The sequence below is a fragment of the Streptomyces sp. NPDC092952 genome, from assembly GCF_044754785.1.
Classification (GTDB): Bacteria; Actinomycetota; Actinomycetes; order Streptomycetales; family Streptomycetaceae; genus Streptomyces.
In genome coordinates this window covers 167,875-194,270 of record NZ_JBIVPT010000014.1, presented here as the reverse complement: position 1 = coordinate 194,270, position 26,396 = coordinate 167,875, and the positions used below count along the sequence as shown (strand labels likewise).

Below are 26,396 nucleotides of genomic sequence, written 5' to 3'. Positions count from 1 at the left end.
CGGGGCGGGACCGTGGGGCACAACGAACGGGCGCCCCGGGGGCGCTCCCCCCGGCCCCCTGGCCCGGGGGGGCCGGGGGGGGGGGGCGGGGGCCCCCCCCCCCCCCCGGGGGGCCCGCCCCCGGCGCCCGCCCGGTCGGTCCCGTACGGGGGTCAGTCCTGCGGCTCGGAGGCGTCCAGCATCGCCTCGCGGTCCACGACCTTGATCCGCTCGCGGCCCTGCTCCGCGCCCAGCGCCTGCTCGTGGGCGTCCAGGCGGTGCCAGCCGTCCTTGGTGGTGTAGCGGATGCCGCGGTCCTCCAGGAAGGCGGTGACGGCCTCCGGCTCGGGGCGGACGGGCGCGGCCAGCCGGCCCTCGGCGCGGTCCTCCAGCAGGCAGGCCACCGTCTCGTTGGCGTCGCCCTTGGTGTGGCCGATCAGGCCGACCGGGCCGCGCTTGATCCATCCCGTGACGTAGACCGACGGCAGGTGCTCCTCGCCGTCCAGGACCCGGCCCGCGGCGTGCGGGACCGTGCCGGAGGCCACGTCGAACGGGAGCTTCGGCAGCTCCTGGGAGTAGTAGCCGACCGCGCGGTAGACGCTCCGCACGTCCCAGTCGGTGAAGGTGCCGGTGCCCTTGACGTTGCCGGTGCCGTCGAGCTCGGTCCGCTCGGTGCGCAGGCCGACGACCCGGCCGTCCTCGCCGAGCACCTCCACCGGCGACTCGAAGAAGTGCAGGAACAGCTTGTGCGGGCGGTCGCCGACATCGCGGATGGCCCAGTTCTCCAGCGTGGAGGCGACCATGTTGGCCTGCTTGTTGCCCCGCCGGGTCTCGATGGAGCCCGCGTCGTAATCGATGTCCTCGGGGTTGACGATGACCTCGATGTTCGGCGAGTGGTCCAGCTCCCGCAGCTCCATCGGGCTGAACTTGGCCTGCGCGGGGCCGCGACGGCCGAAGACGTGCACCTCCAGCGCCTTGTTGGCCTTGAGGCCGTCGTAGACGTTGGCCGGGATCTCGGTCGGCAGCAGCTCGTCGGCCGTCTTGGCGAGGATGCGCGCCACGTCCAGTGCCACGTTGCCGACGCCGAGCACGGCCACCTTCTCGGCCTCCAGGGGCCAGGTGCGCGGCACGTCGGGGTGGCCGTCGTACCAGGAGACGAAGTCGGCGGCGCCGTACGAACCGTCCAGGTCGTGGCCCGGGATGTCGAGCGCGCGGTCGGCGTCGGCGCCGGTGGAGAAGATCACCGCGTCGTAGAAGGAGCGCAGATCGTCCAGGCCGATGTCGTTGGGGTAGTCGACGTTGCCGAACAGGCGCAGCTGGGGCTTGTCGAGCACCTGGTGGAGCGCCTGGACGATGCCCTTGATCCGCGGGTGGTCCGGAGCGACCCCGTAGCGGATCAGGCCGAAGGGGGCGGGCATCCGTTCGAACAGGTCGATCGAAACCCCCGGGTCCTGGGCGGCGTCGGATTTCAGCAGCGCGTCCGCCGCGTAGATGCCGGCGGGGCCGGCTCCGACTATGGCAACACGGACGGGGCGGGTCATCAGGTGCTGGTCCTTAGAACGAACTGGTGCGGTCTGTGCAGCTCAGGGTAAAGGTAAGGCTGGACTTACCGTGCCCGTGGATACGGTATCCGCTGCCCGCCCGGGTGCCACGCCCGGTTCGCCCTGCGAGACGCCCCGTCCCGCCGGTCGGCGCCGAGGGCGGTCCGCGGTGGCGGCCGGGTGGTGCTCGGGCCGATTCGCCCGACCGCGCGGGGTTCACTCGAAGAAACGGACAAATGATGGCAGAGTGACCCACATGGATGATCGGGTAGCGGGTGCCCTGTCACTCCCGGACGACTGGCCCGCCCACCCGGATCTCAGCCTCGCCCTGAACCGTATGGGCAGCTTCGACTGGGATCTCGACAGCGGCCTCATGCACATGGACCGGCCCGCGCTCGACGTGTTCGACCTGCGGGCGGAGGAGTACGACGACCGGCCGGAATCGCTCGCCGCCCGGGTGCCGCCGGACGAGGGCGAGCGGCTCGACGCCATGGTCGCGCGGGCGCTGAGGGGCGGGCAGGCCAACTACGGCGCGTACTTCCGGATCAGGCGGCGCGACGGCGGTCTGCGCTGGACGCACACCCAGGGCTTCATCCGGCGCGACGGCGACGGCCGCGCCCGCCGGATCATCGGCATCGTCCGCGACGCGACCCAGGAACTGGCCGACTCCACCGCCCGCCACGAACTGGACCTGGAGCGCCGCCGCCGCACCAGCCTGGTCGACGCCACCACGGCCGCCCTGGCGCACGCCCGGACCGTCGCCGACGTCATCGAGGTGCTGAAGAACTCCCGCGGCCTGGCGCTCCTCGGCGCGACCAGCCTGGTGATGGGGCTGATGGAGTCCGGGCGCATCCATCTGGTGGCGGACGGCCCGGAGGGATCGTTCGTGCCGGGCACCCGGTACACCCGGACGGACGAGCAGTACCCGATGAGCGAGGTGGTGCGCACCCTCGCGCCGCGCTTCATCGACTCCGCCGCCGACTTCGCCGCCTCGTACCCGATCCTGTGGCCGCACATCAGCCACCTCGGCATCACCTCGGCCGCCTATCTGCCGCTGGTCGCCCAGGCCCGGCCGATCGGCGCGCTCGGCCTGCTCTACCGCGACAAGAGCGGCTTCACCCCGGACGAACGGAACCTGCTGATCGCGCTCGGCAGCTCGATCGCGCAGAGCATCCAGCGGGCCATGCTCTACGAGCAGGAGCACGATCTCGCCGAGGGGCTCCAGCAGGCCATGCTGCCCCGCCGGATCCCCGACGTCCCCGGCGCGCAGATCGCCGTCCGCTACCGCTCGGCCCGGCTCGGCCGGGACATCGGGGGCGACTGGTACGACGTGATCCCGCTGCCCGGCGGCCGGGTCGGCACCGTCATCGGCGACGTCCAGGGGCACGACACCCACGCCGCGGCCGTCATGGGCCAGCTGCGCATCGTGCTGCGGGCCTACGCGGCGGAGGGGCACAGCCCCGCCACGGTGATGGCGCGGGCCTCGGTCTTCCTGCACGAGCTGGACACGGACCGCTTCGCGACCTGCACCTACGCCGAGGCCGACCTGACGACCGGAGTGGTGCAGCTCGTCCGGGCCGGGCACGTCGACCCGCTGGTGCGCGAGAGCGACGGCGACTGCCGCAGGCTTCCCGTCGAGGGCGGGCTGCCGCTGGGGCTCTCGGCCGAGTTCGGACGGCTGGAGTACCCGGTCAGCACCGTGGAGCTGGACCCCGGCCAGACCCTGGTGCTCTTCACCGACGGACTCGTGGAACTGCCCGGCGCCGACCTCGACGAGGGCGTACAGCTGCTGACCGCCATGGTGCGCAACGGCCCCCAGGACCTCCAGCGGCTCGCCGACCGGCTCTGCGCGGCGGTCGACGAACGCGGGGGCGAGGACGACGTCGCGGTCCTGCTGCTGCGCCGCAAGGCCGCGCACGCCCCGCAGCCGGGTGGCCGTCTCCAGCAGCACGTCGCCCAGAACGACCCGGAGGCGCTCAGCTCCGCGCGCCACATGGTCCGGGCGGCGGTGCGCGCCTGGGGCGCCAAGGAACGGGCCGACGAGATCGAGCTGGCCGCCGACGAATTGATCACCAACGCGCTGATGCACACCGACGGCGGGGCCATCGTCACGATCCGGGTGCTCGCCGGCCCCGAACGGCGCCTGCGGGTCGACGTCGAGGACCGCTCCAGCGCGCTGCCCAGACGGCGCGACGCGGGGGACACCGGGGTCTCCGGACGGGGGCTGATGCTGGTGGACCGGCTGGCCGACCTGTGGGGCGTGGAGTCCCGGGGCGGCGGCAAGTGCGTCTGGTGCGAGTTCGTCATCCCGGTACCCGGGTGACCTCGTACGCGGTGGACACCCCGGCACACGGGTGACGTCGGGGCCGCACCGCCCGACCGCAACGGATCACCACATGTCTGTACTTGACCGTAACCGACCGTAGCGATTGACTGCGGTTCCGTCGGTTCTGTCTTCCGCCGCCTTTCCGGCGACGCCTCGACACCATGAGGACCCGTTGGACACTGAGCTGCTGGCCCCGCTCGACCTGGCCTTCTGGCACCTCGAATCCGCCGCCCATCCGATGCACCTCGGCGCGCTGGCGGTCTTCGACCCGGCCCCGCCGCCCACCGAGGAGGCGGACCCGTCGCCCGGCGGGCGGCCGGGCCCGGGCGCGGAGGCGGTGCTGGCCCTGCTGGGCAGCCGGGCCGCGGCCATCCCCCGGCTGCGGATGCGGGTCAGGGACGTGCTGCTCCCGGTCGGCGGGGCCGCCTGGTTCACGGACCAGGACTTCGACGTCCGCCGGCACGTCCACCGGTTACGGCTGACCGGGGCCGCCCCGGGGGAGGAGGGCGGCGATTTCATGGCCGGCGCCACCCGGCTCGCCGGAGAACTGATGGAGCGGCCCCTCGAACGAGGGCTGCCGCCCTGGCAGATGTACCTGATCGACGGCGCCCCCGGCGGCCCCTTCGCGGTGCTGGTCAAACTGCACCACGCCCTGGCCGACGGCATGCGCGCGGTCGCCATCGGAGCGGGGATCTTCGACGAGATCGCCGCGGGGCACGCCTCGGCCCGCCCCGTTCCGCCCCGCTCCCGGCCGCCCGGCCCGCTCGCGCTGCGCCGGATCGAGGACCTCGGGCGCGCCTTCGGCGTCGGCGCCTCCATGGTGCGGGCCAGCCGGCTGGACCCGCGCGGCACCCCCGCGCTCACCGCCCGCTCCAGCGGCACCCGGCGGCTGGCCACCGCCGACCTGGACCTCGACGCCCTCCGCCGCATCCGCCGCGCCGCGTGCGGCACCGTCAACGACGTCCTGCTCGCGGTCGTCGCCGGGGCGCTGCGCCGCTGGATGGGCGAGCGCGGCGAACCCCTGCCCGGCCAGGACCCGCGCGCCCTGGTCCCGGTCTCCCGGCGCAGGCCCGGCCAGTCCCCGACGAGCGGGAACCTGCTCTCCGGCTATCTGCTCGACCTCCCGGTCCGCGACCCCGACCCCTGGCGGCGGCTGGACGCCGTGCGCGCCGCCATGGACCGCAACAAGGCCGCGGGCCCGCTGCGCGGCGCCGGGGCGGTCGCCGTCCTCGCCGACCAGCTCCCCTCGCTGGCCCACCGCTTCGGCGCCCCGCTCGCCCAGGGAGCGGCCAGGATGCTCTTCGACGTCCTGGTCACCAGCGTTCCGCTGCCGCGCTCGGCGCTCTCGCTCGGCGGCTGCCCGCTGCGCGCCGTCTACCCGATGGCGCCCCTCGCCCGGGGCCAGGCGCTCGCCGTCGCGCTCGCCACGTACGGCGGCCGGGTGCGGGTCGGGCTGGTCGCCGACGGCGAGGCGCTGCCCGACCTGGAGCGGCTGGCGCGCTGTGCCGACGAGGAGGTGGCGGAGCTGCTCGCGCTGCTGCCGTCCGTCGCGGCCCCCCGCCCCGGACCCGTCGAGCAGCCGTAGGAGCCGTTCAGAGATCGGACAGATTTCCCGCAAGGTGCCGGATCCGATGGCCGCCTGGGTGTTGACGCGCCCAAGTGATCCGATGAATATTCGCTCTGTGCAGGAAGCGATCATCGGGGAGGGCGGCGGAACCATGCGGCGCAACACACTGGGAAACAGCGCGGTCGAGATCACCGAGCTGTCCTTCGGGGCGGCCGCCATCGGCAACCTCTACACCGCCGTCGACCCGGAGAGGGCCACCGCCGCCGTCGACGCCGCCTGGGACGAGGGCGTCCGCTACTTCGACACCGCGCCGCACTACGGGCTCGGCCTCTCCGAACGGCGGCTCGGCGAGGCCCTGCGCCACCGCCCCCGCGACACGTACGTGCTGTCCACGAAGGTGGGGCGGGTGCTCGACCCGCTCCCCGCCGGGGCCGCCCCCGAGCCCGGCCCCGACGGGCTCAGCGAGGGCTTCGCCGTCCCCGCCACCCACGTCCGGCGCTGGGACTTCAGCGCCGAGGGCGTACGCCGCAGCATCGGGGAGAGCCTGGAACGGCTCGGCCTCGACCGCATCGACATCGCCTATCTGCACGACCCGGACGACCACGCCGAGGCCGCCTTCGACGAGGCGTACCCGGAGCTGGAGAGGCTGCGCGCCGAGGGCGTCGTCGGGGCCATCGGCGCCGGCATGAACCAGACCGCGATGCTGACCCGCCTGCTGCGCGACACCGACGCCGACGTGGTCCTCTGCGCCGGGCGCTACACCCTCCTCGACCAGTCCGCCCTCGACGAGCTGCTGCCCGAGGCCGCCGCCCGGGGCCGCTCCGTGGTCGTCGGCGGGGTCTTCAACTCCGGGCTGCTCGCCGACCCGCGCCCCGGCGCCACGTACGACTACACCACAGCCCCGCGCGCCCTCCTGGACCGGGCCCTGCGCATCAAGGCCGTCACCGAACGCCACGGCGTCCCGCTGCGGGCCGCCGCCCTCCACTACCCGCTCGCCCACCCCGCCGTCGCCGGAGTCCTCGTCGGCACCCGCTCCCCGGGCGAGGTGCGCGACGCCGCCGACCTGCTCCGCCGCGCCGTCCCGGACCAGCTCTGGGAGGAGCTGCGCGCCGAGGGCCTGCTCACCGAGAACGGAAACTGACATGAGAATCGCCCTGCACACCAAGGTCCGCGCCGACCGCATAGCGGAGTACGAGGCCGCCCACCGCGAGGTCCCCGCCGAACTCACCGCCGCGATCCGCGCCGCGGGCGCCACCTCCTGGACGATCTGGCGCAGCGGCACCGACCTCTTCCACGTGATCGAGTGCGCGGACTACGCGGCCCTCCTCGCCGAACTCGAACAGCTCCCGGTCAACGTGGCCTGGCAGGCCCGGATGGACGAACTGCTCGACGTCGCCCACGACTACTCCGCCGAGGGCGCCGAGGCTGGCCTCCCGGTCGCCTGGGAGCTGTGACATGACCACCGGACCGGGCATCGTCGACGCCCACCACCACGTGTGGGAGCTCGCGGTGCGCGACCAGGACTGGATCACCGGCGAGGAACTCGCCCCGCTCCGACGCGACTTCACCCTCGCCGACCTGGAACCCGAGGCCCGTGCCGCCGGGGTGCGCGCCACCGTGCTCGTCCAGACCGTCACCGTCGCCGAGGAGACCCCCGAGTTCCTGGCCCTCGCCCACGGCAGCGACCTGGTCGCCGGGGTCGTCGGCTGGTGCGACCTGACCGCACCGGACGTCGCCGACACCCTGGCCGCCCTGCGCGCGCTCCCCGGCGGCGACCGGCTCGTCGGCATCCGCCACCAGGTCCAGGGCGAACCCGACCCCGGCTGGCTGCTCCGCCCCGACGTACTGCGCGGACTGCGCGCCGTCGCCGACGCCGGTCTCGCCTACGACCTCGTCGTCCGGGCCCACCAGCTGCCCGCCGCCGTCCAGGCCGCCGCGCTGCTGCCCGGACTGACCTTCGTCCTCGACCACGCGGGCAAACCCCCCGTCGCCACCGGCGAACCGCACCCCTGGGCCGACGACGTACGGGCCCTGGCCGCCCGCCCCAACACCGTCTGCAAGCTCTCCGGGCTGGTCACCGAGGCCGATCCGCGCGACTGGACCGTGCACGACCTGCGCCCGTACGCCGACACCGTCCTCGACGCCTTCGGGCCCGACCGGCTGATGTTCGGCTCCGACTGGCCCGTCTGTCGGCTCGCCGCGACGTACGGCGAGGTCGTCGACACCGCGTACCGCCTCACCGACACCCTCACCGACGACGAGCGCGCCAAGGTCCTCGCCACCACCGCCGAACGGGTCTACCGGCTCTGACAGGCGGTCCGCCGGGCTCTTTGGCAGTCTGGAACCATGCCCGAACTGCCGGAGGTCGAAGCCCTGCGGATCTTCCTCGACGACCACCTGGCCGGCAAGGAGATCGACCGCGTCCTGCCGCTCAACATCAGCGTGCTCAAGACCTACGACCCACCGCTCACCGCCCTGCACGGCGCCACGGTCACCGGCCTCGCCCGGCACGGCAAGTTCCTGGACGTCGAGGCCGGGCCGCTCCACCTGATCACCCACCTCGCCCGGGCCGGCTGGCTGCGCTGGAAGGACTCCTTCCCCGCCGCCCCGCCGCGCCCCGGCAAGGGGCCCCTGGCCCTGCGCACCGTCCTCACCGGCGGCGACGGCTTCGACCTCACCGAGGCCGGCACCACCAAACGCCTCGCCGTGTACCTGGTGCGCGACCCGGGCGAGGTGCCCGGCATCGCCCGGCTGGGCCCCGACCCGCTCGACGACGCCTTCGACCGCGACACGTTCGCCGCCCTGCTCGGCCGCGAGCGCCGCCGCGTCAAGGGCGCCCTGCGCGACCAGTCGCTCATCGCCGGCATCGGCAACGCCTACAGCGACGAGATCCTGCACGCCGCGAAGATGTCGCCGTACCTCCTCACCACCGACCTCACCGAGGACCGGATCACCCGGCTCCACACGGCCCTGCGCACCACGCTCGACGACGCGGTGGCCCGCTCCGCCGGGCTCGCCGCCAAGGACCTCAAGTCCGGGAAGCGGAGCGGGATGCGGGTCCACGGGCGCACCGGCGAGCCGTGCCCGGTCTGCGGCGACACCATCCGCGAGGTGTCGTTCAGCGACTCCTCGCTCCAGTACTGCCCGACCTGCCAGACCGGCGGCCGGCCACTGGCCGACCGCCGGATGTCCCGGCTGCTCAAATGACCGCCGCGGACGGGAAATCCGTGCTTGGGCCGGTCCCCACGGCCCGGTGTGCGCTCTACACTCCGGCCATGCTCCGCGTACTCGCCGTCGACGACGAAGAACCCGCCCTGGAGGAACTCCTCTACCTCCTGCGCGCCGACCCCCGCATCCGCAGCGCCGAGGGGGCCACGGGCGCCACCGAGGCACTGCGCCGCATCGGCGGCGCCGTCGAGGCGGGCCCGGACGACCCGGCCGCCATCGACGTCGTCTTCCTCGACATCCACATGGCGGGCCTCACCGGCCTCGACGTCGCCCAGCTGCTGGCCGGATTCGCCGCACCCCCGCTCATCGTCTTCGTCACCGCCCACGAGGGCTTCGCCGTCCAGGCGTTCGACCTCAAGGCCGTCGACTACGTGCTCAAACCCGTACGCCGCGAGCGGCTGGCCGAAGCGGTGCGCCGGGTCGCCGAACAGGTCGGAGACCGCACCGCCCCCGTGCTCGACACCCCGGGCGACCAGATCCCCGTCGAGCTCGGCGGAGTCATCCGGTTCATCCCCGTCGACGACATCGCCTACGCCGAGGCCCAGGGCGACTACGCCCGGCTGCACACCGCCACCGGCAGCCACCTCGTCCGCGTCCCGCTGACCACCCTGGAGGAGCGCTGGCGGTCGAGGGGCTTCGTCCGCATCCACCGCCGCCACCTGGTCGCCCTCGGCCGGATCGACGAACTCCGCCTCGACGCGGGCAGCATGAGCGTCCGCATCGGCACCGCCGAACTCGCCGTCAGCCGCCGCCACACCCGCGCCCTGCGCGACCTGCTGATGCGCCAGACCGGCCGCTGACCACCCGCTTACCGGAGTCCGGCCTTCCCACGGTGGTCCGGTGCTGCGTACACTCCGGCCCCATGTCCGCAGAGCCAGCGCCCCGGCGCGAAGTGGTGACGGGGGAGCCCCGGCGGGTGCGCCCGCTGCCGCGCTACCGCACCCAGTCGGAGATCGACGAGCAGACCGCGCTCGGCGGCGCGTACGTCCGCTCGCTGATGCGCGGACAACTGCGGGCCGGACTGACCGCGTTCACCGTCGTCGCGGTGGTCGTCGCCACCCTGCCGCTGGTCTTCGAGGCCCTGCACAGCTCGGCGCTGGTCTGGGCGGTCCTCGGCTTCGCCGCCTACCCGCCGCTCACCCTCATCGCCTGGTGGTACGTGCGGCGCGCCGAGCGCAACGAACGCGACTTCGCCCGGCTCGTGGAAGGCCGCCCCACCCAGTGAGCCGTACGTACGCGGTGGCGGCGGTCGCCGCCGTCGTCCTCGCGACCGTGCTCGTCGGCGGTTTCGGACTGCGCATCTCCCGCACCACCTCGGACTTCTACGTCGCCTCGCGCACCGTGCGCCCCCGGCTCAACGCCGCCGCCATCAGCGGCGAATACCTCTCCGCCGCCTCCTTCCTCGGCATCGCCGGACTGGTCCTCGTGCACGGCCCGGACATGCTCTGGTACCCGGTCGGCTACACCGCCGGGTACCTCGTACTGCTGGTCTTCGTGGCCGCGCCGCTGCGCCGCTCGGGGGCGTACACCCTGCCCGACTTCGCCGAGGGGCGGCTGGAGTCGCGGACGGTCCGCCGACTCGTCAGCGTCTTCGTCGTCGCGGCGGGCTGGCTCTACCTCGTCCCGCAGCTCCAGGGCGCCGGCCTCACCCTCAAGATCCTCACCGGGGCGCCCGGCTGGCTCGGCGACGTGCTCGTCGCCTCCGTCGTCGTCGTGGCCGTCGCCGCGGGCGGCATGCGCTCCATCACCTTCGTCCAGGTCTTCCAGTACTGGCTCAAGCTGACCGCGCTCCTGGTCCCCGCGATCTTCCTGGTCCTCGCCTGGCGGGGCGACGGCAGCCCCCGGGTCACCTTCACCGAGCAGCTCCCCGTCTTCCGCGCCGAGCACCCGATGTACGCCACCTACGGGCTGATCGTCGCCACCTTCCTCGGCACCATGGGCCTGCCGCACGTCGTCGTCCGCTTCTACACCAGCCCCAACGGCCGCGACGCCCGCCGCACCACGGTCGCCGTCCTCGCGCTCATCGGCGTCTTCTACCTGCTGCCCCCGGTCTACGGGGCACTCGGCCGCCTCTACGCCCCCGAGCTGGTCCACGGCGGGGACGCGGACGCCGCCGTCCTGCTGCTGCCCGGACGCGTCATCGGCGGACTCGGCGGCGACCTGCTCGGCGCGCTCATCGCCGGGGGCGCCTTCGCCGCCTTCCTCTCCACCGCCTCCGGGCTCACCATGGCCGTCGCCGGGGTCATCACCCAGGACGTGCTCCCCTCCCGCGGGGTCCGGCACTTCCGGCTGGCCACGCTCCTCGCGATGTGCGTGCCGCTGGCCGGTTCGCTGCTGGTCAGCCGGGTGCCGGTGGCCGACTCGGTGGCCATGGCGTTCGCGGTCTCCGCGTCCTCCTTCTGCCCGCTGCTCGTCCTCGGCATCTGGTGGCGGCGGCTCACCCCGCCCGGAGCCGTCGCCGGACTGCTCCTCGGCGGCGGCTCCGCGTTCCTGGCCGTCACCATCACCGTCAGCGGCGCGGTGGAGCCGCCCGGCTGGCCGCACGCCCTGCTCGCCTGGCCCGCCGTCTGGTCCGTACCGGTCGGCTTCCTCGCGATGGTCCTGGTCTCCCTCGCCACCCCCGGCCGGATACCCCCCGGCACCAACGCCGCCATGACCCGCTTCCACCTTCCGGAAGCGCTGACCTCCGGGAGACACCGATGACCGGAGCCGGCTGGGCGGCACTCGTCCTGCTCGCCCTCCTGCTGCTCGGCGCCGGGTTCCTGCTCGGCCGCCGCACCGCCCGCCCCCTGCGCACCAGCGACGTGGGGACCCCCGTCGAGCACGCCACCTTCGAGACCCTGCACACCGCCTCGCTCGCCGCGCCCCCGCTGCGCGCCGGGCTCACCGAGGAGAGCGCCCGCAAGGCCGCCCGGCGGCTGCGCTCCCTGCTCGGCACCGACGCCCTCTGCCTCACCGACCGCGACCGGGTCCTCGTCTGGGACGGCGAGGGCGAGCACCACGGCCGCCCCGTCATGGACCAGGTCCGCGAACTGCTCGCCACCGGACGGGACACCGCCTTCCGCAGCGACTGCGACGACCTCGACTGCCCGCTGCGCTGGGCCGTCGCCGTACCGCTCACCGTCGACAACCGGGTGCTGGGCAGCCTGGTCGCCTACGCGCCCCGCGAATCCGCGGTCCTGGCCAGGGCCGCCGGGGAGGTCGCCCGGTGGGCCTGCGTGCAGCTCGAACTCGCCGAGCTCGACCGCTCCCGCACCCAGCTCATCGAGGCCGAGATCCGGGCCCTGCGGGCGCAGATCTCCCCGCACTTCATCTTCAACTCACTGGCCGCCATCGCCTCCTTCGTCCGCACCGACCCCGAGCGGGCCCGCGAACTCCTCCTGGAATTCGCCGACTTCACCCGCTACTCGTTCCGCCGCCACGGCGACTTCACCACCCTCGCCGACGAACTCCACTCCATCGACCAGTACCTGGCGCTGGTCCGGGCCCGCTTCGGCGACCGCCTCGCGGTCACCCTCCAGATCGCTCCCGAGGTGCTGCCCGTCGCCCTGCCGTTCCTCTGCCTCCAGCCCCTGGTCGAGAACGCCGTCAAGCACGGTCTCGAAGGGGCGGTCCCCGCCGCCCGGAGCGCGGCCGGCACCGGCGGCGCCTCCTCCGGCGCCGAGGGGACCAGGAGCGCGACCCGGATCACCATCAGCGCCTTCGACGCGGGCTCCGAGGCCGAGGTCGTCATCGAGGACGACGGCACCGGCATGGACCCGGAACGGCTGCGCCAGATCCTGCGAGGCGAGGGCGGCCGCTCCACCGGCATCGGCCTCCTCAACGTCGACGAACGGCTCCGCCAGGTCTACGGGGACGACTACGGGCTCGTCATGGAGACCGGCATCGGCGCCGGGATGAAGGTCACCGTACGGCTGCCGAAGTACCGTGCCGGGGTGCACGGCTCGTGACCGGCGGTGCTCAGTGGAGATGGATCGCCAGATGACCCAGTGGCAGCCCCAGTTGCCAGGCCGGAGTCCAGACCTGGGCCGCGTCCTGCGCCGGGTCGGAGAGGTCCGGCCGCTCCTCCGGCGGGGCCGGGGGCGGCGAGCCGATCGCGTCCAGGTCGGCCGCCAGCAGCTCGGTCTCCTCCAGCCACCGCCAGGCGGCCCGCGCCAGCCGCAGATCCGGGTCCCCGCCGGCCGCCGGGCGCGCGCCGAGCGCGTCCAGCCGCTCCCGGACCCAGCCGCACCAGGCCGCCCCGTACGCCGTCAGCAGGATCAGCTCGTCCAGCCGGGCGGCGGACAGCGCTTCGGGCACCGCGCCGCCGGAGAGGAAGACCGTGAGCGCCAGGGCGTCCCGCCCGGCCCGGTACTCCAAGGTGGCCGGCTCCATCAGATCGCCGGTCCGCAGCATGGTGTCGGCGACGTACTCCGCGTACATCCAGTCCATCGGGACCAGCAGCCCGCCACCACTGGTTCCGTCCTGACGCTCCGGGCGCATCCCGTCTCGCCTCTTTCTCTGTTCGGTACCGCGCTTCAGGGAGCATTGAACCGGGGGAGTGCGCCCCGCGTGGCCAGAAGTACAGGATCCATCGGGACCGGATCCGCTCACGATACGAGGATGCGATGACCGCCGACCCCGGGGAGGGCACGCACGTGAGGCATGTGCTCGGCGCCTATGTACTCGACGCGCTCACGGCCGGCGAGACCCGTGAGGTCTCCCGGCACCTTCAGTCCTGCGACCGCTGTGCCGCCGATTACGTGGCGGCCGCGGAAGCGGTCTCGCTGCTCGCCCTGGTGCGCGAGGAGGACCTGCTGGAGTAGCCGGGCAGGCTGCGGGAGAGCCGGCGCAGCGCGTAGTAGGACCGGGACTTGACCGTGCCGGCCGGGATGCCGAGCACCTCGGCGGTCTCGTCGACGGTGAGGCCGCGGAAGTACATCTGGACGAGGACCGCGCGGTGTTCCGGGCTGAGGGTGCGCACCGCCTCGCGCACGTCGAGCGCGCAGACCGTGGCCTCTGCGGTGTCGGTGCCGGTCGCGGTGGTCTCCAGCACGGCGTCGCCGACCTCGGCCGGCCGGGCCTGCCGGGACCGGCGCGCGTCGATCGCCAGCCGCCGGGCCACCGTGAAGAGCCAGGGCCGCATCGACTCGTACGGGGCGTCGAAGGCCTCCGGGTGCTGCCAGGCCCGCACCAGCGTCTCCTGGAGCAGGTCCTCGGCCCGCTGCCGGTCGCCGAAGGTCAGCCCCAGCAGGAAGTGGAGCAGAGCGGGCCCATGGTCCCGCTGGAGCGCGGCGATGGCCCGCTCGTCGGTCGTCGTGGTGGTCATCGTGAACGCCCTTTCCGCCGAGGCCCCTGCCGCCGCACTGCCGATTCGCGTATCCGAACGCATCGGAGCGCCGAGGAACAGGCGACGGGCGGTTCTCTGCGACGAGCGGTCGCACAGTGCGGCGAGTGGTGCGGTGAACGGTCGGGCGGCGGCGTCGGCGGCCGCCGCCCGACGGACCCCGCCCGGCCGCCCGGGGACCCGGTCAGCGCTGCTCCGGGGTGGCTTCCGGTGCCTTCGCCATCTCCGACTTCCGGTACGAGTAGCCGAAGTAGACGATCAGGCCGACCAGGAACCACACCACGAACCGCACCCAGGTCTGCCACTGGAGGAAGGTGATCAGCCAGATGGAGAACACCACCCCGAGGGCCGGGACGAACGGCATGCCGGGGGTACGGAAGGTGCGCGGCAGATCCGGCTGCTTGTAGCGCAGCACGATCACCGCGATGCACACCACCACGAAGGCCAGCAGGATGCCGATGTTCGTCAGCTCGGCCGCCTCGCCGATCGGCAGGAACCCGGCGATCAGCGCCGAGGCCGCGCCGACGATCCAGGTCACCCGGGTCGGCACGTGCCGGGTCGGGTGGGTCTTGGCGAACCACTTCGGCAGCAGTCCGTCCCGGCTCATCGAGAACCACACCCGGGTCACCCCGAGCATGAAGGTGAACATGACGGTGAGGATGCCGATGATCGCGCCGACCGCGATCACATCGGCGAGGCCGCCGAGCCCCACCGACTTGAACGCCGTGGAGAAACCGGACTCCGGGTCGATGTCCTTGTAGTTCTGCATCCCCGTCAGCACCAGGCACGCCGCCACGTAGAGCACCATCGAGATGGCCAGCGAGTACACGATCGCCTTCGGCATGTGGCGCTGGGCGTCCTTGGACTCCTCGGCGGCCGTCGACATGGCGTCGTAGCCGAACACCGCGAAGAACACCGTGGCCGCGCCGGTGAAGGCCCCGCTCACCCCGAACGGGAAGAACGGGTTGTAGTTGGCGGTGTTGATGTGGAACACCCCGACCCCGATGACCAGCAGTACGACCAGCACCTTCAGCACCACCACGACCGTCTCGAACCGGGCGGCGTTCTTGATGCCGAGGGTCAGCAGGTACGCGACGAGCAGACAGAGCACCGAGGCGAACAGGTCCACCTTGTGCCCGTCGCCGGTGCCGGGCGCGCCCAGCATCCACTTCGGCACGTCGAGCCCCACCTCGCCGAGCAGGAAGCTGAAGTAGCCGGAGATGCCGATCGCGACCACCGCCACGATCGCCGTGTACTCCAGCAGGAGGTCCCAGCCGATGAACCAGCCCACCAGCTCGCCGAGGACCGCGTACCCGTAGGTGTACGCGGAACCGGCCTTCGGGATCAGGCCCGCGAACTCGGCGTAGCTGAAGGCGGCCGCCGCGCTCGCCAGACCCGCGATGAGGAAGGAGACCAGCACGGCGGGACCGGCGGTGCCGTTGGCCACCGTGCCGGCGAGGGTGAAGATGCCGGCGCCGATGATGCCGCCGACGCCGATGGCGGTGAGCTGCCACAGCCCGAGGGTTCTGGTGAGCTGTGAGACGGCCCCGCCCGCGGGGCCCTTCTCGTCGATCTGCTCGATCGGCTTGCGGCGCAGTACGCCCTCGCCCACTCGGAGCCTTGCCATGAGTCACCTCTCCACCGACGGCTGTCCCTGACGGGCGCTCATGATGGCTCAGGCGGGGCCGGTGCGAAAGACGGCGTGCCGTCTGACGGAATGGATGATTCCGTATCTTTTCCGCAGCTTCGTCCGGGCCGGTCCGAGCGCGTACGCGCCCGGGTCCGTTCCCCGGTCCGTCCCGGTTCAGGCCGAAATCGTCAGGGAACCACCGTGACGGGCCAACGACCCGCCTTGACCAGCCGTACCGCGACCGAGCCGATGAAGCGGTGACCGGCCGATTCCGAGGCGCCCACCACCACGGCGTCGGCCTTCAGCTCGTCCGCCGCGGCCACCAGCCCGTTGTACGGATCGCCGCGGAAGGTGTGGAACTCCCAGCGCACGTTCCAGGTGTCCTTGATCCGGTGCGTCGCCTCGCGGATCTCGTCCACCAGCCCCTGGGCGACCTCGCCGGTGGTGTCGGCGATCGGTGCGCCGAGCGCGGCCCCGGCGGGGAGCACGGGCTGTACGTAGACCAGCGCGAGCACCGCGCCCTGGCGCCGGGCCAGACCGCCCGCGTATGCCGCGGCCCGCATGGAGGACTCGGAACCGTCCAGGCCCGCGACGATCACTTTCGGACCGTCCGTGCCACGTTCGAACTGATGGGGCTGCCGTTCTGTCACGGCAGTGAGGCTATCCGCTGGCTGAGCCACCCGTGGAGAGGGGGCCACGACGTACGTCGCCCCGGGTCCTGGGAAGGATCCGGGGCGATGCGTCGTCCGTCCGGCACTGCCCTGCTGTCAGTGCGGGAGGTTCTCCTCACGGTGACGCGCCATCAGGACGGCTCCGGCGGCGGCGGTCACTGCCGGCGCCGCGCCGACCGCCGTCGTGGCGGTGCTCATCCGGTCGACGGCGCCGCCGGGCCTCGCGTCCCGGCCGGCCGTCGCGGCGACGGACTCGCCACGCGCGACGGTGGCCGTGCCGAGGGCGCCGGAACCGGCGGTTGCGGTGGTGGGGCACCCCCGGGCGGCCAGGGCGACCTGGCTCCCCGGCGGGTTCACCGACGGAGTGACGGTGAATCCGGTCGCGGGCGACGCGCCTGCCGACGCCGCCGCGTACGCGTACGCGGCCGGAGCGGTCTGGACGGGAGCGGCGGCGCCGAGCAGGGCGACGGGTGCTACTCGTATCGAGCCCATGGGTGAGTCCTCCGGGTCCCCGAGGAGCACTTGCGGAACGAGTTTCCACGGAGTGTCAGAAATGCACCTCGACGGGCCACACGCTAGGAGTCGCCCGGGTGTGCCGCGATCCGGGTGCTCCGCCCGGGGCACCGGCATCCCCCGGGCGGAGCATCGGACGCGGCCGGGATCGTCCCGGGCGGATCGGCCTCAGCCGCCGGTGGCGTGCGGGAACAGAGCGAAGAACGGCTCGGCGGTGGCCGAGATGTCCCGGCCGAACGGGGTGTCGAAGTCCCAGATCAGGAAGAGCAGAAAGGCGATCAGAACACTGAAGAGACCCGCCAGCAGCAGTTCGCGGAAGGTTCTGCGGATCTGCAGCGTGAACAGCAGACCGACCGTCACCAGGGCACCGGCGATCAGGCCGAACCAGACCACTCCGGGCATGGTCGCACCGGCACTCTGGCCGCGGGCGCTGCGCGCGTCGTCGGCCGCGGCGACCTGGTCGACGAGTGGCTGATAAGACTGCCCCTCGTAGTCGTTGCGCGGGTGGTAGTCGGTGACGTCGGCCCGTACCCGGTCCAGGAGGCGGGTCCCCTCGGCGGTGAGGGAGCCGTGCTCGCTCATCGCCCGCCACTCGTCGTCGACGACGTGGCGTACGTAGGCGTCGACATCGGCGCGGATGCGCGCGCGCACCTCCGGCGGGTACGCCGAGGACCGGGCCTGCACCTCGTGCAGGGCCTGGGCCTCCTGGCGTACGTACTCCTGGGCCTCGCCCCGGCCCTCCCAGACGCCCGCGATGGCGAGCCCCAGCACGATCGCGTAGACCACCCCGATCATCATCGTCATGTACTCGATGACGTCGGGGGTCTCGGACGGGTCGTCATCGGCCCGGACCCGGCGGTTGGTGAGGACGGCGATGGTCAGGACGACGGCACAGGCCGCGGTCATGGCCAGGGTGAGAACAAGCCATTCCGACATGTGTTTTCTCCGGAGGTCAGCGGGAGCGGGGGCGCAGCACGGCGACGGCGAACACCGCGGGCGCCGTGATCAGCAGCGTGGTGGTGACCACGGAGCCGCTGTGCCGTACGGTCTTCCGCTCCGGCCTGCGGTAGTGGGGCAGCGCCACCGGGCGCGGCGAGGGCGGCGCGGGGCGCGCCGAGGACGAGGGGGTCGGGTCGGGCGAGGAGGCCGGCGGGGGCGGTGGCGCGGGCGGTGGTGGCACCACGGGGCCGGGCGTCGGCCGGGGTGGCGCGGGCCGGGACGGCGGCGGAGGGACGGGCGCGGGCGGAGGGGACGAGGAGGGCGGCGGGACGGGCGGCGTCGGTGTGGGCGTCGGGCTCGGGGAGCACGGGCCGATCCCCGCCGTGGCGATCCACGACGAGCCGTCACCGGCCTCGCCGACGGAGGCGTACGCGCAGCTGTCCGCGCGTGCGGGCGTCGGGGTGCCCAGCAGCCAGAGCAGCGCGAAGGCAGCTCCGAACCGTCCTATGAATGATCCGTACACGAGCCGGAGCATGGACCGGCGCGTCGTGCGACACGCGGTGCGGGGGCGTGATTCGCCTGATGGTGGGGATCTGGAGAACCCGGTGCTCCGGTGGCCGCGAGCGGTGTGGAAGGACATCGGCGCAGGTGGCGGCGGTCTTTCACGCCTTGGCCGGGGCCCTGGCGAGGGGTGGTGGCCAACCTGGTTCTCTGGTACGGGAGTTGACGCCGGGAGCGGTCGGGGGAGCGGCAACGGGCGGGGGAGCGGCCGCGGAAGGGCGGAGTGCGGAGCGGTACGGCGCCCGCCAATGCCGTATTGGTAAAGAATGCTGCCAATAAAGTCGGTGACCGTGGTTATACCGAACGCAATCGACGCACCACTCTCGTGTGACCGGACAAGGCGTGTCGTCCGGTCCGTCCCATTTCCCGCGAGATAAAACCGGTGCCGCGCCCGGATATATCAACGGCCGGGTCGGGAGGGGCGGATGGGGCGGCGCCCCGGATGCCCGCCCGATCGGTACCGAATGTCACACGTAGCGACGGGTCGGTTGCACATGCCAGTGGTGTGTGACCAATAACGGACGGCTAATTTCCGTTTCCGCTCGCTCTCTTGGCGGACGATCAGTAGCCTCTGGTCAACACTGACCATGAACATGGCCGGATCGCCGTAGCGACTTGTTGGAGACTTTGATGGAGCGTCCCGCTTGGGCACCGCGAGGCATAGACATTTCGGTGCCGAGCGTGTCCCGCATGTACGACTTCTATCTGGGCGGCTCGCACAATTTCGAGGTGGACCGGGAAGCCGCCCGCAGGGCCATGGAGTTCATGCCGGGGCTGCCCAAGATCATGCAGGCGAATCGCGCCTTTATGCGCCGAGCCGTGCGATACGCGGTGGGTGAGGGCGTCACCCAGTTCCTGGACATCGGATCCGGAATACCGACCTTCGGCAATGTGCACGAAGTGGCCCAGGCGGCCGACCCGGAGGCCCGGGTGGCGTACGTGGACCACGACCCGGTCGCCGTCGCGCACAGCCGGGCCGTGCTGGAGGGCAACGACCGCGCGGTGATCGCCGCCGAGGACCTCCGCCGCCCCCAGGAGATCGTAAAGAACCCCGAGATAAACGGACTTCTCGACCTGGACCGCCCGGTGGCCCTGCTGCTCGTCGCCGTGCTCCACTTCATCGAGGACGCCGACGACCCGCTGAGCTCCCTCGCCGAACTGCGCGAGGCCCTCGCCCCCGGCAGTCTCGTCGTCCTCACCCATGCCTCGTACGAGGGCATACCGCTCAGCCGGGAGGAAGCCGGCGGCACGGTCGAGGTCTACAACAGCATCCGAAAGCCCCTGGTCATGCGGTCCCATGACGAGATCGCGCGCTTCTTCGAGGGATACGAAATGGTCGAGCCCGGACTGGTGCAGATGCCGCACTGGCGCCCGGACACCCCGGTCGTCGCGGAGCAGGAGGACCCCTACGCGTTCTCGGGCTTCGCGGGAGTGGGACGCAAGGCGTGAGCATTCCCGCCCAGTCGTCGGGCACACCGGACACGGAGCCCGACGGTCCCGAGGGCCGGCTCCGAAGATTCGCCACCATATGGAGCCGGGCCATCTTCCCCTCGACGGCCACCTCCCTGACCCGCGCCGAGTTCGAGCGGCATCTGCTGCCGCTGGCCCGCGGGCTCAGTTCCGTCCTGCACGCGCACCCCTTCGACGCGTCCTCCGCCGCCGAGGTCGGCGAAGCGCTGGTCGCCGCGCACTGCACCGACCCGGAGGCGCTCAGCAGCACACTCGGCGTCGTCGACGCGTATCTGGTGCTCTACTGCGGCAGCGACGGCGCCACCACCCTGCCCGCCGAGGACGGCCGGGCCCGCTGCGCCCGCATCCAGCACGCCCTCGCGGCGGGCTTCACCCAGGCGCTGCGCGAACGCACCCGGTCCGAGCAGGAGGCCATCGCCCGCTCCGCCCTGACCGCCCGGACCGAGGCCGAACGCGCCCTGCACGCCACCGAGACACGGTTCCGCGCCGTGTTCAAGGACGCGGCCATCGGCATCGGGATCGCCGACCTCGACGGCAACGTGCTGGAGATCAACGACACCCTCACCCGGATGTTCGGCGGACTCGACCACCATGTGCGCAGCCACAAGGTGAACGAGTGGGTCCACCCCGAGGACGCGCCGTACGTGTGGAAGTACTACGGCGAGCTGGTGCGCGGCGAGCGCGAGCACTACCGGGTCGAGAAGGCCTTCTACCGCAACGACGGCACCGTGCTGTGGACCAATCTGACGGTCTCCCTGCTGCGCGACGCCGAGGGCCGCCCGCAGTACCAGCTCGCCCTGCTGGAGGACACCACCGAGCGCCGGCTGCTCAATCTGCGGCTGCGGTACGAGGCCACGCACGACGCGCTCACCGGACTGCCCAACCGGACGCTGTTCTTCGAGCGGTTGGAGAAAGCGCTCTCCGCCGACGACGGCAGCCGCTTCGGCCTGTGCTACCTCGACCTGGACGGCTTCAAGGCGATCAACGACAGCCTCGGCCACGCCTCGGGCGACCGGCTGCTCGTCGAGGTCGCCGACCGGCTGCAGAGCTGTGCCACCGCGCCCGGCGAGATGGTCGCGCGGCTCGGCGGCGACGAGTTCGTGGCCCTGACCACCGGACCCGACACCGAGACCGAGGTCGACGAACTCGCCTGCCGCATCCTCGGCGCGCTGGGCTCCCCGATCCGCCTGGACGGCCGGGAGCTGACCGTGCGCGGTTCCATCGGGGTGGTCGAGGGCCCGGCGGGCGAACGCAACGCCGCCGAGGTGCTGCGCAGTGCCGACATCACCATGTACCGGGCCAAGTCGGCCGGCGGCAACCGCTTCGAGTTCGCCGACGCCGAGGCGGACGCCCGGGCCATCACCCGGCACGGGCTGACCACCGCGCTGCCCGCCGCCCTGGAGCGCGGCGAGTTCTTCATCGAGTACCAGCCGCTGGTGCACCTCGGCGACGGCACCGTGCACGGCGCGGAGGCGCTGGTGCGGTGGTGCCACCCGCAGCACGGGGTGCTGGGCCCGGACCGGTTCATCGCGCTCGCCGAACACACCGGGCTGATCGTGCCCCTGGGCCGCTGGGTGCTGGAGGAGTCGGTGCGCCAGGCTAATTTCTGGCAGAACCGGCACAGCGACGGCGGCCGGGTCCGGATCAACGTCAACCTCTCGCCGACCCAGTTGCACCACCCCCGGCTGGTCGCCGAGACGGTCGACGTGCTGGAGCGGTCCGGGCTCGAACCCGAGGCGCTCTGCCTGGAGGTCACCGAGTCCGCGCTCATCGGCGCCGACGACGACCTGCTCAAGCCGCTGCGGCAACTCGCCGAGATGGGCGTCGACATCGCGCTCGACGACTTCGGCACCGGCTACTCGAACCTGGCCAACCTGCGCCGGCTGCCGGTGAGCGTGCTCAAGCTGGACCGCTCGTTCACCATGGGCATGCAGCAGCACCCGGCGGACCCGGTCGATCTGAAGATCGTCGAGGGCATCGTCTCGCTGGCCCACAGCCTGGACCTCGCCGTCACGGTGGAGGGCGTGGAGACCGGCGCCCAGGCCGAGCAGCTGCGCAAGCTCGGCTGCGACACGGCCCAGGGCTGGTACTACGCCCGCCCCGGAGCCCCGGACCGGATCCACTCGCTGCTGCTGGCCGACGCGGTGTGACCGGACGGGGGTACGGGAGAGCCTCCCGTACCCCCGCCGGCCGGATCAGCCGACCGCCAGCAGCATCTTCTGGAGCTCGCGCGCCGCACGCGGCGGGGCCACGTCGCTGCGGTGCGCGAGCGCGATGGTGCGCCGCAGACCGGGCCGGGCCAGCGGCGTCGTCCGCAGCCCGTGACCGGAGCGCCCGGCGACCATGCTCGGCACCACCGCGATCCCGAGCCCCGCCCGGACGAAGCCCAGCACCGCGTCCATCTCGCCGCCCTCCACCGTGAAGGACGGCTCGAACCCCTCCGCCCGGCAGGCGGCCACCGTCAGCTCCCGCAGGTCGTAGCCGTGCCGGAACATCACCAGCGGTTCGCCCGCCAGATCGGCGATCCGCACCCGCCCGCCCCGCCCCGGCCGGGGCGCCTCGGCCGACGACACCACGACCAGGTCCTCCTGGAGCAGCTCGACCGTCGTCAGCGCGGGCGACGCGGCGGGCAGCGGCAGCACCACCAGCGCGAGATCCAGCGCACCGCGCGCCAGCTCCCGCACCAGATCGAGCGAGCCGCCCTCCTCCAGCAGCAGACGGATCCCCGGATGCCGGTCGTGGAAGGCGCGCAGCACGTCGGGGAGCAGGCCGGTGCAGAGACTGGGCGTCGCGCCGAGCCGGACCCGGCCCCGCCGCAGCTGCGCCAGCTCCTGCACCTCGTGGCGCGCGGTGTCCGCGTCCGCGAGGATGCGCCGGGCCAGCGGCAGCAGGGCCTCGCCCGCGTCGGTCAGCGCGATGTGACCGCGCGCCCGGCTGAACAACTCCGCCCCCAGCTCGCTCTCCAGCGCCCGGATCTGCTGGGAGAGCGAGGGCTGTGAGACGTGCACCGACTCGGCGGCGCGGGTGAAGTGCAGGGTCTCGGCCACGGCCACGAAATACGTCAGCTGCTGGAACTGCATGCGTCCACTCTAGCCCGCACGATAGTCATTCCCTATGGAGATCAGGTGTTCCATGTCTTGGACTGATGAGGCCGTTCGGCCCTAGCGTCGTGTGCATGGCATTGGCAACCCGGACGGACCGACGGCCGTCCATGACGCGTACGCTCTGGGACTCGTCCGTCGGCAAGAAGACGGTCATGGCGGTCAGCGGCCTGATCATGCTGGCCTACCTGGTCGTCCACATGATCGGAAACCTGAAGATCTTCTTCGGTCCCGGCGAGTTCAACCACTACGCCCACTGGCTGCGCACCCTCGGCGAGCCCTTCCTGCACTACGAGTGGGCCCTGTGGATCGTCCGGGTGGTGCTGGTGGCCGCCGTGGTGCTGCACGCGGTCTCCGCGTACCAGCTCAGCCGCCGCGACATCCGGGCGCGGCCCACCGGCTACGTGCACCGCAGGCCGCGCGCCGCCTACGCCACCCGCACCATGCGCTGGGGCGGGATCATCCTCGCCCTGTTCATCGTCTGGCACATCCTCGACCTGACGACGGGCACCGCGCACCCCGGCGGCTTCCAGCCCGGCCACCCGTACCAGAACGTCGTCGACACCTTCTCCACCTGGTACGGCAACACGGTCTACATCGTCGCCGTGCTCGCCCTCGGACTCCATGTCCGGCACGGGCTGTGGAGCGCCGCGCAGACCCTCGGCGCGGGCCGGGCGAGCCGGGACCGGCTGCTGCGGGCCCTCGCCGACGCCCTGGCCGCGGTGCTGACCCTGGGCTTCATCTCCGTACCCGTTGCCGTCATGACCGGAGTCGTGAGCTGACATGACCGACTACGCGCACTACGCGACCGGCGACCCCGTCGCCGACACCAAGGCCCCCGAGGGGCCCGTCGCCGACCGCTGGGACACCCGCCGCTTCCGGGCCAGGCTGGTCAACCCCGCCAACCGCCGCAAGCACACCGTGATCGTCGTCGGCACCGGCCTGGCCGGCGGCTCGGCCGGCGCCACCCTCGCCGAACAGGGCTACCACGTCGTCCAGTTCTGCTTCCAGGACTCGCCCCGCCGGGCCCACTCGGTCGCCGCCCAGGGCGGCATCAACGCCGCGAAGAACTACCGCAACGACGGCGACTCCGTCCACCGCCTCTTCTACGACACGGTCAAGGGCGGCGACTTCCGCGCCCGGGAGTCCAACGTCCACCGGCTCGCCCAGATCTCCGTGGAGATCATCGACCAGTGCGTCGCCCAGGGCGTCCCCTTCGCCCGCGAGTACGGCGGGCTCCTCGACAACCGCTCCTTCGGCGGCGTCCAGGTCTCCCGCACCTTCTACGCCCGCGGCCAGACCGGACAGCAGCTGCTGCTCGGCGCGTACCAGGCGCTGTCGCGGCAGATCGCCGCCGGCAACGTGGAACTGCACGCCCGCACCGAGATGCTCGACCTGGTCGTCGTCGACGGCCGGGCCCGCGGCATCGTCGCCCGCGACCTGATCACCGGGCGGATCGACACCTACTTCGCCGACGCGGTCGTCCTGGCCAGCGGCGGCTACGGCAACGTCTTCTACCTGTCGACGAACGCCATGAACTCCAACGCCACCGCGGTCTGGCGGGCCCACCGACGCGGCGCGTACTTCGCCAACCCCTGCTTCACCCAGATCCACCCCACCTGCATCCCGCGCACCGGCGACCACCAGTCCAAACTGACGCTGATGAGCGAGTCGCTCCGCAACGACGGCCGGATCTGGGTCCCGAAGGCCAAGGGCGACGACCGCCCCGCGGCCGAGATCCCCGAGGAGGAGCGCGACTACTACCTGGAGCGCATCTACCCCTCCTTCGGCAACCTCGTCCCCCGGGACATCGCCTCCCGCGCCGCGAAGAACGTCTGTGACGAGGGACGCGGCGTCGGCCCCGGCGGCCAGGGCGTCTACCTGGACTTCGCCGACGCCATCGCCCGGATGGGCCGGGACAAGGTCGAGGAGAAGTACGGCAACCTCTTCGACATGTACGCCCGGATCACCGCCGAGGACCCGTACGAGACCCCGATGCGGATCTACCCGGCCGTCCACTACACCATGGGCGGGCTCTGGGTCGACTACGACCTCCAGACCACGATCCCCGGCCTCTTCGCCATCGGCGAGGCCAACTTCTCCGACCACGGCGCCAACCGGCTCGGCGCCTCCGCGCTGATGCAGGGCCTCGCCGACGGGTACTTCGTCCTCCCCTCGACGATCAACGACTACCTGGCGCGCCACCCGCACCACGACGGGATCGACGCCTCGCACCCCGCCGTGGAGGAGGCCGTCGCCGAAACCGAGGACCGGCTCAACCTGCTGCTCTCGGTGAACGGCGACCGCACCCCCGACTCCTTCCACCGGGAGATCGGCGAACTCATGTGGGAGCACTGCGGAATGGCCCGCACCGAGGCCGGACTGCGCACCGCGCTCGCCCGCATCCCGGAGATCCGCGAGGAGTTCTGGCGCCGCATCAAGGTCCCCGGCACCGGCACCGAGTTCAACCAGTCGCTGGAGAAGGCCAACCGCGTCGTCGACTACCTCGAACTCGCCGAGCTCATGTGCCTCGACGCACTGCACCGCGCCGAGTCCTGCGGCGGCCACTTCCGCGAGGAGTCGCAGACCCCCGACGGCGAGGCCGCCCGCCGCGACGAGGAGTTCTCCTACGCCGCCGCCTGGGAGTTCTCCGGCACCGCCGAGCCCCCCGTCCTGCACAAGGAAGAACTCGTCTTCGAGTACGTCCACCCCACCCAGCGGAGCTACGCATGAAGCTCACCCTGCGCGTCTGGCGCCAGAAGAACGCCGACGCCCCCGGAGCGATGTCCACCTACGAGGTGGACGGCATCTCGCGGGACATGTCGTTCCTGGAGATGCTCGACACCCTCAACGAACGGCTCATCCTGGACGGCGAGGACCCCGTCGCCTTCGACCACGACTGCCGCGAGGGCATCTGCGGCGCCTGCAGCCTCGTCATCAACGGCGACGCCCACGGCCCCGAGCGCACCACCACCTGCCAGCTCCACATGCGGTCCTTCGAGGACGGCGACACCATCGACGTCGAGCCGTGGCGCGCCGCGGCCTTCCCGGTCGTCAAGGACCTGGTCGTGGACCGCTCGGCCTTCGACCGGATCATCCAGGCCGGCGGCTACATCTCCGCCCCGACCGGCACCGCCCCCGAGGCACACGCCATCCCGGTGCCCAAGCCGGACGCCGACTCCGCCTTCGAGCACGCCGAGTGCATCGGCTGCGGGGCCTGCGTGGCGGCCTGCCCCAACGGCTCGGCGATGCTCTTCACCTCGGCGAAGATCAACCACCTGAACGTGCTGCCGCAGGGTGCCCCGGAGCGCGAGACCCGGGTCCTGGACATGGTCGGCCAGATGGACACCGAGGGGTTCGGCGGCTGCACCCTCACCGGGGAGTGCGCCACCGCCTGCCCCAAGGGCATCCCGCTGCCGTCGATCTCGGCCATGAACAAGGAGTGGCTGCGCGCCACCCGCAAGGTGCGCCGCTGACCGGCCGCAGGGCCCGGACGCACGGATTCCCGGTCCCGGGGGCCGCCCACCCCCGGGACCGGGAAGAC

General features: G+C 72.4%; 25 protein-coding genes. 16 read left to right on the top strand and 9 right to left on the bottom strand.

Annotated features, from left to right (window positions below; translation table 11 throughout):
- Window positions 1-152: 152 nt before the first annotated feature.
- Complete coding sequence (locus tag ACIQGQ_RS28225) at window positions 153-1,520, bottom strand: FAD-dependent oxidoreductase (RefSeq protein ID WP_402400639.1); 1,368 nt, start codon at window positions 1,518-1,520, stop codon at window positions 153-155.
- Window positions 1,521-1,776: 256 nt separating this feature from the next.
- On the opposite strand from ACIQGQ_RS28225, the gene ACIQGQ_RS28220 reads away from it, so the two are divergent.
- The 10 genes from ACIQGQ_RS28220 (at window position 1,777) to ACIQGQ_RS28175 (ending at window position 12,591) form a co-directional block, all read left to right on the top strand.
- A complete protein-coding gene (locus ACIQGQ_RS28220) occupies window positions 1,777-3,843 on the top strand; it encodes a SpoIIE family protein phosphatase (protein ID WP_402400637.1) in 2,067 nt (688 codons plus the stop codon).
- 175 nt (window positions 3,844-4,018) lie between these two features.
- Window positions 4,019-5,431, top strand: a complete 1,413-nt coding sequence (locus ACIQGQ_RS28215) for a wax ester/triacylglycerol synthase family O-acyltransferase (RefSeq protein ID WP_402400634.1) — start codon at window positions 4,019-4,021, stop codon at window positions 5,429-5,431.
- Between the two features lie 133 nt (window positions 5,432-5,564).
- Entirely contained in the window at window positions 5,565-6,554 is a 990-nt protein-coding gene (locus tag ACIQGQ_RS28210) for an aldo/keto reductase (protein WP_402400649.1), read from the top strand.
- 1 nt (window position 6,555) lies between these two features.
- Window positions 6,556-6,867 carry an L-rhamnose mutarotase gene (locus tag ACIQGQ_RS28205; protein WP_366293707.1) on the top strand — a complete coding sequence of 104 codons (312 nt, stop codon included), beginning with the start codon at window positions 6,556-6,558 and terminating at the stop codon, window positions 6,865-6,867.
- Between the two features lies 1 nt (window position 6,868).
- Entirely contained in the window at window positions 6,869-7,723 is an 855-nt protein-coding gene (locus ACIQGQ_RS28200; protein WP_402400631.1) for an amidohydrolase family protein, read from the top strand.
- Window positions 7,724-7,759: 36 nt separating this feature from the next.
- The gene (locus ACIQGQ_RS28195; RefSeq protein ID WP_402400628.1) at window positions 7,760-8,620 is read left to right on the top strand and encodes an Fpg/Nei family DNA glycosylase; all 861 of its coding nucleotides are present in this window, start codon (window positions 7,760-7,762) and stop codon (window positions 8,618-8,620) included.
- A gap of 68 nt (window positions 8,621-8,688) precedes the next feature.
- Window positions 8,689-9,441 carry a LytTR family DNA-binding domain-containing protein gene (locus ACIQGQ_RS28190; RefSeq protein ID WP_352280232.1) on the top strand — a complete coding sequence of 251 codons (753 nt, stop codon included), beginning with the start codon at window positions 8,689-8,691 and terminating at the stop codon, window positions 9,439-9,441.
- A 62-nt stretch (window positions 9,442-9,503) separates the two neighbouring features.
- A complete protein-coding gene (locus tag ACIQGQ_RS28185) occupies window positions 9,504-9,866 on the top strand; it encodes a hypothetical protein (RefSeq protein WP_402400625.1) in 363 nt (120 codons plus the stop codon).
- Window positions 9,863-11,344: a cation acetate symporter gene (locus ACIQGQ_RS28180; protein WP_366293718.1), complete on the top strand. Its 1,482-nt coding sequence runs from the start codon at window positions 9,863-9,865 to the stop codon at window positions 11,342-11,344. Before ACIQGQ_RS28185 ends, ACIQGQ_RS28180 begins: the two co-directional genes overlap by 4 nt.
- Window positions 11,341-12,591 carry a sensor histidine kinase gene (locus ACIQGQ_RS28175; RefSeq protein ID WP_402400622.1) on the top strand — a complete coding sequence of 417 codons (1,251 nt, stop codon included), beginning with the start codon at window positions 11,341-11,343 and terminating at the stop codon, window positions 12,589-12,591. The genes ACIQGQ_RS28180 and ACIQGQ_RS28175 overlap by 4 nt, the downstream gene beginning before the upstream one ends.
- 10 nt (window positions 12,592-12,601) lie before the next feature.
- Here the strand turns inward: ACIQGQ_RS28175 and ACIQGQ_RS28170 are convergent, their stop codons facing one another.
- Window positions 12,602-13,123, bottom strand: a complete 522-nt coding sequence (locus tag ACIQGQ_RS28170) for a hypothetical protein (RefSeq protein WP_366293724.1) — start codon at window positions 13,121-13,123, stop codon at window positions 12,602-12,604.
- Between the two features lie 125 nt (window positions 13,124-13,248).
- On the opposite strand from ACIQGQ_RS28170, the gene ACIQGQ_RS28165 reads away from it, so the two are divergent.
- Window positions 13,249-13,446 carry a zf-HC2 domain-containing protein gene (locus ACIQGQ_RS28165; RefSeq protein WP_402400619.1) on the top strand — a complete coding sequence of 66 codons (198 nt, stop codon included), beginning with the start codon at window positions 13,249-13,251 and terminating at the stop codon, window positions 13,444-13,446.
- On the opposite strand, the gene ACIQGQ_RS28160 is transcribed toward ACIQGQ_RS28165, so the two are convergent.
- The 6 genes from ACIQGQ_RS28160 to ACIQGQ_RS28135 form a co-directional block, all read right to left on the bottom strand.
- On the bottom strand, window positions 13,380-13,949 hold the full coding sequence (locus ACIQGQ_RS28160; protein WP_352280238.1) for a sigma-70 family RNA polymerase sigma factor: 570 nt from the start codon (window positions 13,947-13,949) through the stop codon (window positions 13,380-13,382). The two genes, ACIQGQ_RS28165 and ACIQGQ_RS28160, sit on opposite strands and share 67 nt — an antisense overlap.
- A gap of 202 nt (window positions 13,950-14,151) precedes the next feature.
- Window positions 14,152-15,594 (bottom strand): amino acid permease, encoded by a 1,443-nt coding sequence (locus tag ACIQGQ_RS28155; protein ID WP_402400616.1) that lies wholly within the window; start codon window positions 15,592-15,594, stop codon window positions 14,152-14,154.
- 191 nt (window positions 15,595-15,785) lie between these two features.
- Window positions 15,786-16,247, bottom strand: coding sequence for a universal stress protein (locus ACIQGQ_RS28150; protein ID WP_402400614.1), 462 nt, complete (start codon window positions 16,245-16,247; stop codon window positions 15,786-15,788).
- A gap of 117 nt (window positions 16,248-16,364) precedes the next feature.
- The gene (locus ACIQGQ_RS28145) at window positions 16,365-16,760 is read right to left on the bottom strand and encodes a hypothetical protein (protein ID WP_402400612.1); all 396 of its coding nucleotides are present in this window, start codon (window positions 16,758-16,760) and stop codon (window positions 16,365-16,367) included.
- Window positions 16,761-16,949: 189 nt separating this feature from the next.
- Window positions 16,950-17,717, bottom strand: coding sequence for a hypothetical protein (locus ACIQGQ_RS28140; RefSeq protein ID WP_402400609.1), 768 nt, complete (start codon window positions 17,715-17,717; stop codon window positions 16,950-16,952).
- A 16-nt stretch (window positions 17,718-17,733) separates the two neighbouring features.
- The gene (locus ACIQGQ_RS28135) at window positions 17,734-18,243 is read right to left on the bottom strand and encodes a hypothetical protein (RefSeq protein ID WP_402400606.1); all 510 of its coding nucleotides are present in this window, start codon (window positions 18,241-18,243) and stop codon (window positions 17,734-17,736) included.
- 668 nt (window positions 18,244-18,911) lie between these two features.
- Here ACIQGQ_RS28135 and ACIQGQ_RS28130 point away from each other — a divergent pair.
- Window positions 18,912-19,730: an SAM-dependent methyltransferase gene (locus ACIQGQ_RS28130; protein WP_402400603.1), complete on the top strand. Its 819-nt coding sequence runs from the start codon at window positions 18,912-18,914 to the stop codon at window positions 19,728-19,730.
- A complete protein-coding gene (locus ACIQGQ_RS28125) occupies window positions 19,727-21,901 on the top strand; it encodes a putative bifunctional diguanylate cyclase/phosphodiesterase (RefSeq protein WP_402400601.1) in 2,175 nt (724 codons plus the stop codon). Before ACIQGQ_RS28130 ends, ACIQGQ_RS28125 begins: the two co-directional genes overlap by 4 nt.
- Before the next feature lie 45 nt (window positions 21,902-21,946).
- Here ACIQGQ_RS28125 and ACIQGQ_RS28120 read toward each other — a convergent pair whose 3' ends face one another.
- Window positions 21,947-22,831, bottom strand: a complete 885-nt coding sequence (locus tag ACIQGQ_RS28120; RefSeq protein WP_352280246.1) for a LysR substrate-binding domain-containing protein — start codon at window positions 22,829-22,831, stop codon at window positions 21,947-21,949.
- A 95-nt stretch (window positions 22,832-22,926) separates the two neighbouring features.
- Here ACIQGQ_RS28120 and ACIQGQ_RS28115 point away from each other — a divergent pair, with 95 nt between their 5' ends.
- The 3 genes from ACIQGQ_RS28115 to ACIQGQ_RS28105 are packed head-to-tail and all read left to right on the top strand — an operon-like array spanning window position 22,927 to window position 26,328.
- The gene (locus ACIQGQ_RS28115; RefSeq protein ID WP_402400598.1) at window positions 22,927-23,634 is read left to right on the top strand and encodes a succinate dehydrogenase; all 708 of its coding nucleotides are present in this window, start codon (window positions 22,927-22,929) and stop codon (window positions 23,632-23,634) included.
- Window position 23,635: 1 nt separating this feature from the next.
- Window positions 23,636-25,585 (top strand): fumarate reductase/succinate dehydrogenase flavoprotein subunit, encoded by a 1,950-nt coding sequence (locus ACIQGQ_RS28110; RefSeq protein ID WP_402400595.1) that lies wholly within the window; start codon window positions 23,636-23,638, stop codon window positions 25,583-25,585.
- Window positions 25,582-26,328: a succinate dehydrogenase/fumarate reductase iron-sulfur subunit gene (locus ACIQGQ_RS28105; RefSeq protein WP_402400592.1), complete on the top strand. Its 747-nt coding sequence runs from the start codon at window positions 25,582-25,584 to the stop codon at window positions 26,326-26,328. Before ACIQGQ_RS28110 ends, ACIQGQ_RS28105 begins: the two co-directional genes overlap by 4 nt.
- The last annotated feature ends 68 nt before the right edge of the window (window positions 26,329-26,396 follow it).